Raw genomic sequence first — 14,786 nt, 5'->3', positions numbered from 1 at the left:
GCGCGCGCGACTCACCCCACCGTCAGCCCGCGCCCCGCCTGCGCTCTCGCGACCGCATCGCGAGTGCGACGCCGGGCGGTGCGAACACGATGAGGAGCACGATCGCGCCCGCGAGGACGTAGAGCGCGAGCGGCAGCGGATCGTGCTTGCCCGGAAGGTCGATCGGCCCCGACGCGACGTCGCGCGTCACGCCGATTTGCTGTGCCGGTGTCGTCCCGCCGGTGAGTCCGTTACCGCCACCCGACGACCGCGCGGGCGCGGTCGTGTTCGTCGCGCCGTTCAGGCCGTTGCCGCCACTTCCACCGCCGCTGCCACCGGAACCCGACGGACCCGACCCCGGCTGCGGAGGCGGCGCACCGACCGGCGGATCGCTCGCCTTCGAGCCGGCCGGAGGCGGCGGCGCGTGCGCGAGTGGACTGTCGCCCGTGAGCCACGGGTTGGCGCAGTGCGCGGCGTCGAGCGGCGGTGGCGCGGGTGCGCCGGGAATGAGCTTCTCGGCGGCGAACGCGTACTGCACGAGGTTCGGCGGCAGGGGCGAGTACCCGAGCTCTCCGGCCTTCGTCTGACCGACGCACACCGCGTAGAGGATGAACCGGCCGAGCGTCTCGCCCTTCGCGGTGCTGAAGGGTGACGCGGTCGTGGTGGGCACGATGAGGTAGCTGTAGCTCGACACGGGGTACGAGCGCGGGTCCGGGTTGTTGTAGACGCCGACGAGGTTCTGCGTGCGGTCGGCGTTGATCGTCGCCTTGGTGAGCGCGATCGCAACGTTGCTCGGTGTCGGCTGCGAGTAGTAGCCGGCCTTGTTCAGCACCGACGCGACCGGGAAGCCCTTCGCCTTCGCGTAGCCGTACTCGACGTAGGTGATCGCACCGTTGTTCGCCGGGTTCGCGACGAAGGTCGCGACGCCGTCGGAGAGCTGCTGGGCGATCGACCCGTCGAACGGTGGATAGAGCGACGTCGCCGGGCACGGGTTGAGGTGGATCCCGACCTTGTCGCAGAACGCCTGCCAGATCGACGCGGTCTGATTCGCCATGTACGCGGTGAACTGCGCGGTCGTGCCCGAGCCGTCGGAACGGATCACGGGCTTGATCAGCAACGAAGGCAGCTGACGCCCGCCGTTGTCCGCCGCGATCGCGGGATCGTTCCAATTGTCGATGACACCCGTGAAGATCTTGGCGAGCGTCGTCGGCGACAGGCGCAGGTTCGTCAGCCGCTGCCCGTTGACGTCGAGGTGGTACATGAACGACGTGCCGCCCGCGACGTCGGGCAGGTACGCGTACGGGCGGTGCGCGGCGAACGCGACCTCGTTCGTCGTCACGGTGCCCGTCGAGTCGCGGTACGCGGCCTGGAACGGGATCTCCGACGCGGCGAAGTCGGCCTGGTTCTGGTAGTAGAAGACGCGGCCTGCGGTCGAGCCGTTCGCCGTGAAGTTCACCGGCACGCCCTGACGCCTGACGTCGGCCTGCCACTGGTTGATCGCGATGTACACCCACGTCGAGCCCGCGCCGTTGATCGTCGCGAGCCCCGCGGGTTGCGGGCCAGCGGACGCGGGCGCAGCGGGCAGGAAGGTCGCGATCGCACCGACGACCGCAAGGATCGCGCCGGCGCGCGCGAAGACGCGCTTGAAGCGAGACATGGCTACCTCCGGGGGGCGCGGTCGACGGTCATCCGAACCGACCGCGGACGTAGTCGAGCGTGCGGGGGTCGTCGGGCTCCGAGAACAGTTTCTCGGTCGGGCCCGACTCGACGATGTAACCGGGCTCGTTCTCGGCGGCGAGGAAGAACGCGCAGCCGTGCGAGACCCGTTGGGCCTGCTGCATGTTGTGCGTGACGATCACGATCGTCACCGTCTCCGACAGCTCCGCGATCGTCTCCTCGATGCGGCGCGTCGACGTCGGGTCGAGTGCGGAACACGGCTCGTCCATGAGCAGCACCGACGGCAGGACGGCGAGCGCGCGCGCGATGCAGAGCCGCTGCTGCTGACCGCCCGAGAGTCCGCCGCCCGCGTCGCCGAGCCGGTTCTTCACCTCGTTCCAGAGCCCGGCGCGCTGCAGGCAGTTCTCGACGATGTCGGCGTGCTTCGAGCGCTTCAGGCCCGAGAGCTTGAGGCCCGCGAGCACGTTCTCCGAGATCGTCATCGCAGGGAACGGATTCGGCTTCTGGAACACCATGCCGATCCGTCGCCGCGTCTCGGTGACCGCGACGTTGCCGCGATAGATGTCATTGCCGTCGAGCCGGATGTGACCCGAGAGGCTCGCTCCCGGCACGAGCTCGTGCATGCGGTTGAGGACGCGGAGGAACGTCGATTTCCCGCAGCCCGACGGCCCGATGAGCGCCGTGACCTGACGCGCGGGCATGTCGAGCGACACGTCGGCGAGCACGTGGTGCGTTCCGAACCACGCGCCGACATTGCGCGCGGTGAGCGTGGCCCCCGTCGGCGCGTCCGGCGCCGGCGATGGAGGCGAGGTCGGAGACGCGTCGAGCGCGATCGTCATGCGAGACCCTTTCGTGCGAGACGGAAGCGGCGCACGCGCCCGATGTGGCCGACTTTCCGGCCGCCGGCGACCCGCGCGAGTACGAACAGGACGAACACGATGCCGAGCAGCACCAGCGCGGCGTTCCACGCGCGCTGCACGGAGTACTTCTGCGAGAGCAGGAAGTACTGGTTCCAAATCAGGAGTGGAAGCCCGTTCTGCGGACGCGAGAACGGGTTGCCGTTGAAGACGTGCGCGCTCCCGAGGGTGAAGAGCAGCGGTGCGGCCTCGCCGACGACACGCGCGACACCCAGGAGCACCGCGGTGACGAGCCCGCTGCGCGACGTCGGGAGCACGACATGGCGCGTTGTGCGCCACTCGGTCGATCCGAGCGCGAGCGACGCCTCGCGGAGACCGTTCGGCACCAACCGCAACACGAGCTCCGACGTTCTCGTCACCGTCGGCAGCATCAGCACCGACAGCGCCAGCGCGCCGGCGAATCCACCGGTGTGGTAGCCCATCTCTTCGATCACCGCGATGAAGATGAAGAGACCGGCGACGATCGACGGGATCGCGCTCATCGCGTCGACAATCGTTCGTACGGGCCGCGCGAGCCGGCCGCCGATCTCGTTGAGGAACACCGCGGTGCTCACGCCGAGCGGCACCGAGATCAGCAGTGCGATCCCGACCTGCTCGAGCGTCCCGACGATCGCGTCGGACGCGCCGCCCTTGCTCGCGGGATCGAGCGGGCCTACGAGACTGCCGTCTTGGGTGAAGAAGTGCAGGCCCAACGCGTGGACACCGTGGCTCACGACGGTCACGACGATCGAGATCAGCGGGACGATGACACCGACGGCTCCGCTCCACACGACGATGCGCACGACCTGGTCGCGCGCGACGACCGCTCCGTGCTGCTCACGCGCGACGAACCCGGCGATGGCGAGGAACGCGACGTAGGTGCAGACCCAGAATCCGAGCGCGCCACTCAACGGCGTGAGCCGCTCGTAGACGAGCCATACCAGCGCGAGCGCGGCGAGGAAGCAGACGGTGAGCTCGCCGGCGTCGCTCGGACCGAAGGCGCGCACTCGAATCCGCTCCGACGCGGCCGGAAAGACTCGCGCTTCGCGCGTCGTCTCCGCCGGGCGCGGCGGCGTCTCCAGAACCGTCATATCTCGGTCGCCGATCCGGAGCGGGAACGGGCCACGATCGTGGACGCGAGCGCGTTCACGGCGAGGGTCACGACGAACAGCGTGAGGCCCGCGGCCATGAGCGCGTTGAAGCCGATGCCCGATGCGGACTCGCCGAACTTCAGTGCGATCAGCGACGCGATCGAGTTCCCACCCGCGGGAAGGACGTGCACGAGGTGTGAGATCTTGAAGTCGGGCGAGATGATGAGCGTCACCGCGATCGTCTCGCCGAGCGCTCGGCCGAGCCCGAGCATCGCGCCACCGATCATGCCGCCTTTGCCGAACGGCAACACGACGTCGCGGATGACGCCCCACTGCGTGCCGCCGAGCGCGAGCGCGCCTTCCTTCTCGCCCGGTGGCGCCGACGCGAACACCTCACGCATCACCGCGGTGCACAACGGCACGATCATGAGCGCGACGACCATCCCCGCGATGAGCTCAGAAGCCGAGAACGTGCGTGCTTTCGACGCGTTGAAGATCGGGATGAACGCGAGGTGCTTCGAGAGCCAGACACTGAGCGGAAGCACCTTGTTGCCGAGCACCGCGACGCCCCACAGGCCGTAGATCAGGCTCGGCACCGCGGCGAGTACGTCGATGAGGGCGGTGATCGGGCCCTTGAGCCGTCGCGGCGCGTACTCGGTGATGAACAACGCACAGAGCGTCGCGACCGGAACCGCGAGCGCCAGCGCGATGAGCCCGATGACGGCGGTTCCGAAGAGCGCGGCCGCGACTCCGAACGTGCTCGCTTGCGGGAGCCACTGCTGCGCCGTGAAGAAGTGCAGTCCGAAGCGGTGCAGCGCGGGCCACGCCTTGAGGAACAGGAAGAGGCCGATCAATCCCATGATCGTGAGCGTGATGACGCCCGCGCCGTAGGCGACACCGCGGTACACGCGGTCGCTGTTCGAGCGGTGAACGCGGATGCTGATCGGCGCGCCCTCGGAGGCTGCCCACGATTCGGTTGCCGTCACCGGCAGAGTCCCTCCCGCGGCGCGCGCGATCGTGCGCGCAGGGCCGTGCTGGTCGCGTCCACCGCTACTTCACACGATGCGAATGGCGTCGCCCTGGCCCCGAGGTGAACGAGGAGTGAATTCGCCCGACACAGGAGGCGTGTGCACATCGGTGATGCGACGATGCGAAGCGACGTCTCGAAAGGTGACGATGCCCTCTCGATCCCGGCCCCGAACATTCGGTACGCGCGCGCTCTCGGCGCGTGTGCTCTTGCTCGTCGTGTTGATCGCCGCCGTGTGCGCGAGCGCGCTCGTCGGCGTAAATCCCGCGCGTGCGGCGGGGCGCACGCTCACCGTGACGCCGGCGACCGGTCTCGGCGATCAGGTCGCGCTCGTGCAGTGGAGCGGGTTCGATCCGACGTCCGGCTTCAACAACACGGTGAACCTGCTGCAGTGCAGAGCCAACCCGCAGAAGATCGACGTCGACCGCGACCCGACCACCGTCGACGACTGCTTGACCGCGACGCCGTTCCCGAACCAGGGCAACGAGGTCACGACGGGCGTCACGCAATCGGACGGCACCGGCAGCGTCTACGTCGAGATCCTGCCCGCGGCCCAGCAGCCGTTGTTGAACTGCAGCGAGTCGAGCCCGTGCTCGATCGTGGCGTACGAGAACACCGGCATCATCCCGCCGCGGAACGCGCTCCCACCGACCGCCGCGGTCGCGCCGATCACGTTCTCGAAGAGCGTCGACGACTGCCCCCAGGTCACGAACTACGACGTGCGGTCCGAGGGCGAGGCGTCGGCTGCGCAGCTCATGTACTACTGGGCCGCCAATCTCTGCACCGCGAACCCGAAGCTGATCCTCGACTACACCGAGACGTCGTCGGTCTCGGGACGTGAGGACTTCCTGAACGGGTTGGTCGACATGGCCGCGACCTCGATGCCGCCGACCGCCGCGGAGCTCGCCGCCGCGCCCAAGCACCCCTCGTACACGTACGCGCCAATCGACGTCGGTGCCGACGTGCTCGCGTACAACATGATCGATCCGACCACCGGCAAGCGCATCACCGATCTCACGCTCTCGCCCCGACTGGTCGCTCGGATCATCAGCGACTCGAACCTCGTCGGACCGCAGTCCGACAAGACGAGCTTCTTCGGTGACAAGGAGCTGAACCAGCTCAACCAGAACCACCATTGGCCGACGGGCGGGATCGCGCCGCCGCTGCTGCGCGGCGAGCGCAGCGCCGACACGTACTTCGCGACCGACTGGATCGCGCACGACGCCGCGGCCGAGAGCTTCCTCGAGAGCAACGCGGTGAACCCGGGCTGGAAGAACGTCCAGTACCCGACGGAGATCTTCGAGAGCCGCGACCCCGGCGACAACGCGTACGTGCCGCTCACGGGTGAGCTCCCGGTCGTGCGCAAGCTCTTCTACGGCGTGAAGCCGGCCGAGAGCGCGCCGACGAGCCCGAAGGCCTTCGGCTTCATCGGACTCGTCGACTACCAGACCGCGCAGCGCTACCAGCTGCCGATGGCGAAGATCATCAACGCGGCAGGCAAGCCGGTCGGGCCGACGCCGGACTCACTCGCCGCCGGCTTCGCGGCGATGAAGACGAATCCCGACGGCATCACGAAGTATCCGGACTTCACCGCGAAGGACCCCGCGATCTACCCGCTCACGAAGGTCGACTACGCGATGCTCCCGACCTCGGTCACGAGCGCGACCTTCGCGACCAACCTCGAGAACTTCCTCGCGTTCGTCGCCGGTCGCGGGCAGACGACGCTCCCGACCGGTTACCTGCCGATGCCCGCCAGCCTGATCACGCAGGACGCGGCCGCCGCCGGTCGCATCAAGGTCGCGGGCACCACGCCGTCGACACCCACCACCACGCCGACGGCGAATCCTCCGTCGTCACCGACCGACAACTCCGTTGTGCCGTTGGGCAACGACGGCGGCACGAGCTACGACGACGGCCCGATCAGTGACTCGGGGTCGACGAGCCCGAACGCGACGACGCCGACCACGACGAAGCACACGTCGACGCCGACGAAGACGCACCACGAGCGGGTCGAGAGTCCCGTCGTCGCGATCGCCGACACCGGCGAGCGCTACGGCTTGCCGATCTTCGTCGCGCTCGCGCTGCTCGCGGGTCTCTATCCGCTCGGCCGCCGCGGCCGGCCCTTCGCGAAGCGCGGCTGGGCCGCGGCGCGCGCCCGCTTGCGCCGCGCACCCAAGGAGCCCGCGGCCGCGACAACGGTGGGCTCGTGACCGCGACGCAGGAACCGAACGTCATCGACATCCGCGACGAGTCGACTCGCAGCGCCGTCGCCGTCGCCGAGCGCGAACCCGACACGCAGGCGGTCGACCTGGTCGCGGGCGAACGCCGGGAACGCCGAGCCAAGGCCGCGTCGTCGTCGACCGACGTCTCGAGCGTCATCAGCCGCGGGCTCACGACGTTCAGCCTGCTCGTGCTCGCGATGCTCGTGTTCCTCTTCGTGCTCTCCGGGTTCGCCGAAGCGCGTACGCAGGTCGGACTGCAACGCCGCTTTGCGAAGAGTGTCGAGAACCTCGCAGCGCCGACGGGCGGCGTGATCGACAACGGCACGCCGGTCGCGGACCTGCGCATCCCCGCGATCGGCTTGCACCAGATCGTCGTGCAGGGCACGACGAGTGGAACGCTGCGTGCGGGTCCGGGCCATCTGCGCGCGACACCGTTGCCGGGTCAGGTCGGTAACTCGGTGTTGTTCGCCCGCCGCGAGGCCTACGGCGGCCCGTTCCGTCACATCGGCTCGTTGCACAAGGGCGACGAGATCCTCGTGTGGACGATGCAGGGTCGCGCTCGCTACCGCGTCGACTCCGTGTTCACGACGAGGGCGACGCGCGGCGATCCGATCGGCACGACCGCGGGCAAGAACCAGCTGACCCTCGTCACGTCGGATCCGCCGTACGTCGGCACGAGCCGTCTGTACGCGCAGGCGCATCTGCTCGACAAGCCGTGGGCAGGATCGAGCGACCCCAACCCGCTCGACCGCGACGAGCTCGGGCTGAGCGGCGAGAACGACGGCATCCTCTCGCTCGTGCTCTGGCTCGAGGTGCTGCTCATCGCGGCGGTCGGATCCGTGTGGCTGTGGCGCCGGTGGACGCGCTGGTCGGCCTACCTCGTGTGCGTGCCGATCGTGCTCGCGTCCGCGTGGATCGTGTTCGAGAACATCACGAAGCTGCTCCCCGCGACGCTGTAACCGGCTCGCGCGAGCTCCGCGGACTCAGCGCGCCTTCTGCGAGATCGTCACGCTCACGCCGCCCATCGTCCGAACGCCCGACGGACCGACGCCGACCGGCGCGGGGTCGGGTCCGATGAAGTGCTTCAGGAACCCCGTGACGACCTGGTCGATCAGCGGCCACGCGTTCGACGGGGCGATGGCAGGCGCCGCGCAACCGTCGGTGAGTTGTGCAACGAGCGGGTTCGACAGCATCGCGCCCGAACCGGCCGAGTCGAGCACCTTCACGAGACCGCCGGCGGGCTGCGCGACGACGCAGACGTCGGTGAACGCGTTGTGGCCCGCGCCATCGATCAGCCACTCGTACGACGGCGCCGGCGCGCGCCCGTACTGCGCGGTCGCGGCGCTGCCGGGCGTCACCTTGTCGGCCGTGCCGGCGACGAACAACGACGGCTTGTTCGGCGTCGACGCGCTCGACATACGCGACGCGCTCGACGCGCTCCCCGCGCTCGACGCGCTCGACGCCGGCGGCGCGATCGCAACGTACGCGTCGACACGCGCGTCGAGCGCAGCCGCACGCGCGATCGGCACACCACTGTCGATGCCCATCACCGCGATCCGCGAGAGATCGACGCGAGCCTTGAACGGACCGCTGGCACTCGCGTTCTCGTGCTGCAGGAGCGCGATGGTCGCGAGCACTTGCGTCGCCGACGGCGACAGGGTCGACGCACCCGACGTGAGGGCGTGCGCGAGATCGCGCGACGGGTCCTCCGGAACCGCGACGATCATCCCCCACGACGCGAGTCGCGTCGTGAGGTACGTCGCCTCGTCGCGATAGCCGGCGGTGCCGTGACTCAAGACGACGACCGGGAACACTTCACCGGGCGCGCCGACGAGCACGTTGCGATTGGCATCGGTTCCGACGTACAGATGTTGCTTCCCGAGGTCCTGCTTGATCGCGGCGGGAAGGAAGTCGCGCACGTCGTACGTCGCGGAGCCCACGCCGACCGTGCCGTTCGCGGGATACCAGACGTCGACCGGCGTGCCGCCCGCGAGCGTCAGCGTCACCTCGCCGACGTTGTAGATGCCCCCGCCGTTGTACACGGACTCGTCGACCGTGCTCTTCATCGTCGAGGTCGGCGCGGAAGTCGCCGATGTCGTCGATGTCGATGAAGTAGCGGCGCCGCCACTGCTGCAGGCCGCGACGGCAACACAGAGCACGAGCGCGAGGCACGGCACGCGGCGCACGGATCCCCCGATCGGACAAGGCACGCGCGCCCTGCGCGCGGCCGGTGTGGTGCTGATGCGTCTTGTCTACGCGCGCGCGCGCGACCACGCGGTACCGAGCGGCGCGATGCCACCGGGAGTTCATGTTCCCGATGCCTGCGCACGGTGAGGCCGTTCACTTTGCGTGATTAAACCGACGTCCGGCTTCGCCCGGGGGATTCTCGGCGGAGTCTCCGGACCGTCTGAAGGAGAGGAAGCTCATTTGAAGATCCTGGGCAAGACCGCCCTCACTACCGCGCTCGTGGGGGCGCTCGGTCTGGCGATGTCAGTGGGAGCCGCAATCCCGGCTCACGCGGCAACGCAGACCGAGCTCTCGGGAGCCGGTTCCGACACCATCTACTTCCTGATGGCCGGTTCGCCGAACTCGGCGACCAAGCCCAAGGCCGGACTCGACTCCCTGTTCAACGCGTCGAGCTCGACCGTGGCCGTGAAGGAAATTCCTCCGTCGAACGCGACGGCGACCGGATTCCCGGCGAGCGTGACGATCCCGGCCGACAACAACTGCCCGGCCTACACGTGGGACTCGAGCACGGGCCCGAAGACCCCGCCGAACGGCTCGTCCGCCGGCATCACCGCGCTGCAGAACGACGACGCGGGTGCGAACCCGGGTTGTCTCGTCGACTTCGCGCGTTCGTCGCGTGGTCTCGGCAACGCTTCGGACACGCCCGACCTCGAGTCGTACGCGTTCGCGCTCGACGCCGTCAGCTGGGCGATCATCGGGAGCGGTGCGAACAAGAACACGCACGCACCGCACAACCTGAGCGTCGGTCAGCTCACGAAGATCTACACCTGCAAGGCCGACGGCACGCCGAAGTTCGGCAACTGGATCAACGTCGGTGGAAAGTCGGCGGCGATCGTGAAGTACGCGCCGCAGACGGGTTCGGGCACGCTGTCGTTCTTCCAGACCGCGCTGCTCGGTGGTGCCACGGTCGACTCGGGTTGCAACGCCGCCCACCTGTCGCACCGCGCCGAGGAGAACCAACTCTCGACACGTTGCACGGGCAACGACCCGACCTGCAACTCGGGCACCGAGGCGATCCCGGCCGCTGACCTCGACAACCTCATCTCGCCGTTCAGCTACGCGAAGTGGAAGTCGCAGGGTGCCAAGGCCGAGCCCGACCTCCGCAACGGTGCGGTCCTCGAGGCCGTCGAAAACCTCAAGCCGAGTGCTTCGACGATCAACGAGGGCACCGACCCCGACGCGCCGCACTTCGTGGGCACGCGCTACGTCTACAACATCCTGACGCAGAACGAGCCCACCTACGCGGCTTCGGCTTCGTACGTCGGTATCAACCAGAACAACCTGCACAACGGCTTCCTCTGCCAGGACGCCTCGGACAAGGCGAGCGTCGCGAGCCACAAGAAGGTCGCGGCGATGCTGAAGGCATTCGGCTTCCTGCCGTTGCCCGACGCGGTGCAGGGCGCGGGGCAGCCGTCCGGCTACTGCCGGTTCGACGCAACACCGGTCTAACGCCCAACCCTCAACACACAGCGTCACCCGTTCCACGCGAGGCCCGGCCAGGGATGGCCGGGCTTCGTCGCGTTCACCGCGAGTTCATGTACGCGTCGACTGCGGGCCGGGGAGTCGTTGCCTGCGTTCGTTACACCTGACCGCGGGATGTGGCGTCGAACGGCGTCATCACGAACGACGAGGAGGCTTCCCGTATGAGGACGTTGGGCAAGCGGCTCGGCGCGACCGCACTGGCGGGCGTGCTCGGTCTGGCATTGGCACTCGCGGGCACCGCGAGCGCGGGTGCCGCAACGAAGACCGTGCTCTCGGGCGCGGGGTCGGACACGATCTACTTCTTGATGGCGGGGTCGCCGAACGGTGCCGCGCACACGCACGGCGGGCTCGACGACCTCTACAACAAGTTCAAGAAGAAGGTCGCGAACGTCACCGAGATCCCGCCGTCGAACTCGGTGGCGACCGGGTTCCCGGCGAGCGTCACGGTGCCGGCCGATGCCGGTTGTCCGAAGACGTCACCGTGGCATTCGAACGGCTCGTACACGTGGGATTCGTCCGACGCCGCGCACACACCGCCGAACGGCTCGTCCGCCGGCATCACCGCGCTGCAGAACGACGACGCCGGCGCGCACCCCGGTTGCCTCGTCGACTTCGCGCGCTCGTCGCGTGGGCTCGGCGCCGCGTCGGACACGCCCGACCTCGAGTCGTACGCGATCGCGCTCGACGCCGTGAGTTGGTCCGTGATCGGAACCGGCGCCCACGCGAACTCGGCGGCGCCGGCGAACCTCAGCGTGAACCAGCTCGCCGACATCTACACCTGCGGCGCCGACGGCAAGCCGAAGGCGAGCAACTGGAAGCAGGTGGGCGGCAAGAACGCGGCGATCGTGAAGTACGCGCCGCAGGCGGGTTCCGGAACGCTCTCGTTCTTCCAGACATCGTTGCTCGGCGGCGCGACCGTCGACTCGGGTTGCAACGCGGCGAACCTGTCGCACCGCGCCGAGGAGAACCAGCTCTCGACGCGTTGCAAGAACAACGACCAGACGTGCGCGTCGGGCACCCAGCCGATCCCGACCGCGGATCTGGGCAAGCTCATCTCGCCGTTCAGCTACGCGAAGTGGAACTCGCAGAAGGCCGGCTCGGAGCCGGACCTGCGCAACGGTGCCGTGCTCGAGAAGGTCGCGGGCGTGAAGCCCACGCCGCAGTCGATCAACGAGGGCGGCGCGAACCACTTCGTCGGGACGCGCTACGTGTTCACGGTCCTCACGCAGGATGAGCCCACCTACGCCGCGGCTGCGTCGTACGTCGGGATCAACCAGAAGACGTTGAAGAACGGCTTCCTGTGCCAAGACCAGGGCGACGCCGCGCACGTCAAGAGCCGCCGTCAGATCGTCGCGGTGCTCAAGGCGTTCGGCTTCACGCCGCTCACGGATCAGGTCGAGGGACCCGGCGACCCGCGCGGGTTCTGCCGGTTCAACCCGACGCCGCTCTAACTCTCATCCGGTTGCGGGACCCGGCCACGGACGGCCGGGTCCCGTGTGCCGCGGGCGGTTAAGTTCCGCGCGTGACGCGACGGCGCGGTCTCGTGCTCCTCGTGACCGCGGTCGCGCTCGGCGCCGGCGCGTGTCACTCCTCCGCATCGAATGGTGAGTCGAACGGTGCGTCGAACCGCGCGTCGCCGCGCACGACCGCGCCGACCGTCCCGCACGTGATCGCCACCGGCTGCGGCGCGACCGCCGGACGCGCCGGACCTGCCGGCGTCACGATCCCGTGGGCACAGTTGCGCAACCCGATCCTCTCGTATCCCGCCACCGCGGCGAAGGACGTCGGCGTCCGCATCGCGAACGGCCGCTGGCACTTCCTCTTCAGCTCGGTCGGCACGCCGGAGCACTGGAGCATCGGCGCGACGAGCAGCACCGACCTCCGGCACTGGACGCCGTTGACGGTCTGGCCGGACCAGAGCGGCACGCGCGGGCTGGCTTCACCCGACATCGTCGAGGCGCCGGACGGCACGTACGTCGTCACCTACCAGTCGAACCCGGGTGACGCCGGTGGCGGCGCGGCCAAGCTCTACTACCGGACGTCGCGCGATCTCGAGCAGTGGTCGCGCGCGAAGCCGCTCGCACGCGCGCTGTATCCAAGTCCGGATGCGCGCATGATCGACGGCGCGCTCGCGTACACCGGCCACGGTCTGATCCTCGGCTTCAAGTACGGGCTCGCCGACGGCTCGGAGAAGCAGGCGTTCGAGATCGCGTGGTCGCCGTCGGGATCGCTCGACGGGCCGTGGCAACTCGTCGGCCGGCCCACGATCTCCGAGTTCGGCGACACGTTCGAGAACTACGAGTTCTTCCGGCTCGACGGTGTGTGGCATCTCATCGCGACGACGAACACGCTCGACCGTCCGTACCTCGCGACGCTCGCGGGCCCGCCGTCGAACCCGCGCTCGTGGCTCGACTGGACCGGCGGGCGCGTGCTCGACATCCCCGCGGAGAAATGGAACTCGGCGCCCGGAGTGTCGAGCCTCACACACGAGGTCGCGAACGCGATCTATCTGTGCGACGCGCGCGCGATCGACGGGCACTACTACGTCTTCTACGCGGGGAGCGCGGAGCTCACGGAGTTCGGCGGGTGGGGCCACGCCGCGATCGGCGTGGCGCGCAGCATCGACCTCGTGCACTGGTCGGTGCCGTGATCATTCGCTCGCACCCGCGGCCGCGCGGGAGCACGTCAGCTCCGGAGCTCAACGTTCGCTGAGCCGTTCCCAACCCTGCGGCGGCGGTGCGAGCCGCCAGTGCTGCTCGGGGACGCGGCCGTCGAGACGCGACGCGAGCCCGTGATCACGCTCGAGCGGCGGGATCTGCGACGCGTATCGGTACACGGCTTCGCGCTTGCGCGCGTGGTCCTCTTCGACGGGCACGATCGCGGGTGTGGGCCACAGTCCCGAATGGAAGAGCTTCGCGACGCGCCACGCGAGCATGCCGGGGATGTGCTTGTAACCATGGTCTTCGTACGCGAGCCAGCACACGTCCGGGCGCGCGGTCGCGAGCAGCGCGCCCGCCTCCTGCGTGAGCTCGTGGTCGGGGTTCGCGATGCCCATGGGCACGAACACCGCCGTCGGTCGGCGCGCGTCGATCACGTCGGCGAGCGCGTCGGCGATCTGCTCGGGTCGCGCGCGGTCGCGCTTCTCGAGGTACTGATGATCGACGAACTCGAGCCAGACCGGATCCGCCGCGAGCACCTCCATCGCGGCGCGGTCCTCCTCGCGCCGCAGCGCGACGACGTCGTCGCCCGCCTTGAACCCGCCCAGGGCGTCCCACTCGCTCGGCGGGTCGGGGTACGCGGGCGGAGGGCCGCCGCAGACGGTGACGACCGTCGAGCCCGGATAGGTGCCGAGCAGGTGCGCGGCGCCGAGCGCGGCGTCGTCGAAGTGCGGCGACACGACCATCACCCGATCGAGCGCGCCGTCGGGCAGCGAGCCCCACATCGCCTGCGCATCCGCCATTCCCGCCTCCGTCTCTCGCGTCGAGCGGATGCTATTTCGACGCGAGGGCGTCGGAGCCGGGCCGGCCGAACGATGATCAGATCGTGAGCAGCTCCGAGACCGCTCCGGCCCCCGGCGCCGAGCTCCTCGCGATCTACGACCGCGCGCTCCCCCAGGTTTACGGGTACCTGCGCGCCCGCACCTCCACCGACGCCGCGGCCGAAGACCTCGCGTCGGAGACGTTCCTCGCCGCCATCGACGCGTTGCAACGCGGCGCGGTACCCGAGCTCTCGGTCGCGTGGCTCATCCGCGTCGCGCGCAACAAGCTCGTCGACCAGTGGCGCCGCGAGGAGCGCGAGGAACGCAAGCGGTTCCGCCTGCTCGAGTCGTCCGACGACGACGAAGCCGGCGACGAGACCGACGAGCGTTTCGAGCGCGCCCGCGTGCACGTGTGTCTCGGCGACCTGGGCGCGCATCACCGCGCCGCGCTCACGCTCCGCTACCTCGACGGCCTGTCGGTCCCCGACGTCGCCGACCACCTCGGCCGCACGGTGCACGCGACCGAGGCGCTGCTCGTGCGCGCCCGGCGCGCGTTTCGAGCCCGTTACCACGAAGGCATCGAACGATGACTGACCCCTTCGAGTCCCTCGCAGAACCCCCCATCCCGCTCGCCCCCCGGCCCGATTTCGCGGCCCGGTTGCGCGCACGCATCGTCGCCGAGCTCGG

General features: G+C 69.2%; 13 protein-coding genes. 7 read left to right on the top strand and 6 right to left on the bottom strand.

What is annotated here, in order from left to right; translation table 11 throughout:
• Positions 1 to 22: 22 nt before the first annotated feature.
• The 4 genes from VH914_18335 to pstC are packed head-to-tail and all read right to left on the bottom strand — an operon-like array spanning position 23 to position 4,629.
• A complete protein-coding gene (locus tag VH914_18335) occupies positions 23 to 1,636 on the bottom strand; it encodes a phosphate ABC transporter substrate-binding protein PstS (protein HEX4493167.1) in 1,614 nt (537 codons plus the stop codon).
• A 28-nt stretch (positions 1,637 to 1,664) separates the two neighbouring features.
• Complete coding sequence (locus VH914_18330) at positions 1,665 to 2,495, bottom strand: phosphate ABC transporter ATP-binding protein (GenBank protein ID HEX4493166.1); 831 nt, start codon at positions 2,493 to 2,495, stop codon at positions 1,665 to 1,667.
• Positions 2,492 to 3,643 (bottom strand): phosphate ABC transporter permease PstA, encoded by a 1,152-nt coding sequence (gene pstA / locus VH914_18325; protein ID HEX4493165.1) that lies wholly within the window; start codon positions 3,641 to 3,643, stop codon positions 2,492 to 2,494. The genes VH914_18330 and pstA overlap by 4 nt, the downstream gene beginning before the upstream one ends.
• Positions 3,640 to 4,629 carry a phosphate ABC transporter permease subunit PstC gene (gene pstC, locus VH914_18320; GenBank protein HEX4493164.1) on the bottom strand — a complete coding sequence of 330 codons (990 nt, stop codon included), beginning with the start codon at positions 4,627 to 4,629 and terminating at the stop codon, positions 3,640 to 3,642. Before pstC ends, pstA begins: the two co-directional genes overlap by 4 nt.
• A 190-nt stretch (positions 4,630 to 4,819) precedes the next feature.
• On the opposite strand from pstC, the gene VH914_18315 reads away from it, so the two are divergent.
• Both VH914_18315 and VH914_18310 read left to right on the top strand, forming a co-directional pair.
• A complete protein-coding gene (locus VH914_18315; GenBank protein ID HEX4493163.1) occupies positions 4,820 to 6,880 on the top strand; it encodes a substrate-binding domain-containing protein in 2,061 nt (686 codons plus the stop codon).
• Positions 6,877 to 7,851 carry a sortase gene (locus VH914_18310; GenBank protein HEX4493162.1) on the top strand — a complete coding sequence of 325 codons (975 nt, stop codon included), beginning with the start codon at positions 6,877 to 6,879 and terminating at the stop codon, positions 7,849 to 7,851. The genes VH914_18315 and VH914_18310 overlap by 4 nt, the downstream gene beginning before the upstream one ends.
• Positions 7,852 to 7,875: 24 nt before the next feature.
• Here the strand turns inward: VH914_18310 and VH914_18305 are convergent, their stop codons facing one another.
• Complete coding sequence (locus VH914_18305) at positions 7,876 to 8,958, bottom strand: hypothetical protein (GenBank protein HEX4493161.1); 1,083 nt, start codon at positions 8,956 to 8,958, stop codon at positions 7,876 to 7,878.
• Between VH914_18305 and VH914_18300 the strand changes: the two genes are divergently transcribed.
• The 4 genes from VH914_18300 (at position 8,948) to VH914_18285 (ending at position 13,271) form a co-directional block, all read left to right on the top strand.
• Positions 8,948 to 9,226, top strand: a complete 279-nt coding sequence (locus VH914_18300; GenBank protein HEX4493160.1) for a hypothetical protein — start codon at positions 8,948 to 8,950, stop codon at positions 9,224 to 9,226. The genes VH914_18305 and VH914_18300 overlap by 11 nt on opposite strands.
• Before the next feature lie 93 nt (positions 9,227 to 9,319).
• Complete coding sequence (locus VH914_18295; protein HEX4493159.1) at positions 9,320 to 10,588, top strand: substrate-binding domain-containing protein; 1,269 nt, start codon at positions 9,320 to 9,322, stop codon at positions 10,586 to 10,588.
• Positions 10,589 to 10,782: 194 nt separating this feature from the next.
• Positions 10,783 to 12,072 carry a substrate-binding domain-containing protein gene (locus tag VH914_18290; GenBank protein HEX4493158.1) on the top strand — a complete coding sequence of 430 codons (1,290 nt, stop codon included), beginning with the start codon at positions 10,783 to 10,785 and terminating at the stop codon, positions 12,070 to 12,072.
• 71 nt (positions 12,073 to 12,143) lie between these two features.
• A complete protein-coding gene (locus tag VH914_18285) occupies positions 12,144 to 13,271 on the top strand; it encodes a hypothetical protein (GenBank protein ID HEX4493157.1) in 1,128 nt (375 codons plus the stop codon).
• 48 nt (positions 13,272 to 13,319) lie between these two features.
• Here the strand turns inward: VH914_18285 and VH914_18280 are convergent, their stop codons facing one another.
• Positions 13,320 to 14,081, bottom strand: a complete 762-nt coding sequence (locus VH914_18280; GenBank protein HEX4493156.1) for a PIG-L family deacetylase — start codon at positions 14,079 to 14,081, stop codon at positions 13,320 to 13,322.
• A gap of 83 nt (positions 14,082 to 14,164) precedes the next feature.
• On the opposite strand from VH914_18280, the gene VH914_18275 reads away from it, so the two are divergent.
• Positions 14,165 to 14,689, top strand: coding sequence for a sigma-70 family RNA polymerase sigma factor (locus tag VH914_18275; GenBank protein HEX4493155.1), 525 nt, complete (start codon positions 14,165 to 14,167; stop codon positions 14,687 to 14,689).
• Positions 14,690 to 14,786: the final 97 nt, after the last annotated feature.

The organism is Acidimicrobiia bacterium, from assembly GCA_036271555.1.
Lineage (GTDB): Bacteria > Actinomycetota > Acidimicrobiia > IMCC26256 > PALSA-610 > DATBAK01.
Note: the sequence above shows the minus strand (reverse complement) of the source record. Positions and strands in the feature narration are given on the sequence as shown.

Excerpts from the sequence above, each read along its gene's own strand:
- VH914_18280 (HEX4493156.1), bottom strand. The coding sequence starts at position 14,081 with ATGGCGGATGCGCAGGCGATGTGGGGCTCGCTGCCCGACGGCGCGCTC.
- VH914_18335 (HEX4493167.1), bottom strand. The coding sequence starts at position 1,636 with ATGTCTCGCTTCAAGCGCGTCTTCGCGCGCGCCGGCGCGATCCTTGCG.
- VH914_18330 (HEX4493166.1), bottom strand. The coding sequence starts at position 2,495 with ATGACGATCGCGCTCGACGCGTCTCCGACCTCGCCTCCATCGCCGGCG.
- pstA (HEX4493165.1), bottom strand. The coding sequence starts at position 3,643 with ATGACGGTTCTGGAGACGCCGCCGCGCCCGGCGGAGACGACGCGCGAA.
- VH914_18305 (HEX4493161.1), bottom strand. The coding sequence starts at position 8,958 with ATGAAGAGCACGGTCGACGAGTCCGTGTACAACGGCGGGGGCATCTAC.
- VH914_18315 (HEX4493163.1), top strand. The coding sequence starts at position 4,820 with ATGCCCTCTCGATCCCGGCCCCGAACATTCGGTACGCGCGCGCTCTCG.
- VH914_18290 (HEX4493158.1), top strand. The coding sequence starts at position 10,783 with ATGAGGACGTTGGGCAAGCGGCTCGGCGCGACCGCACTGGCGGGCGTG.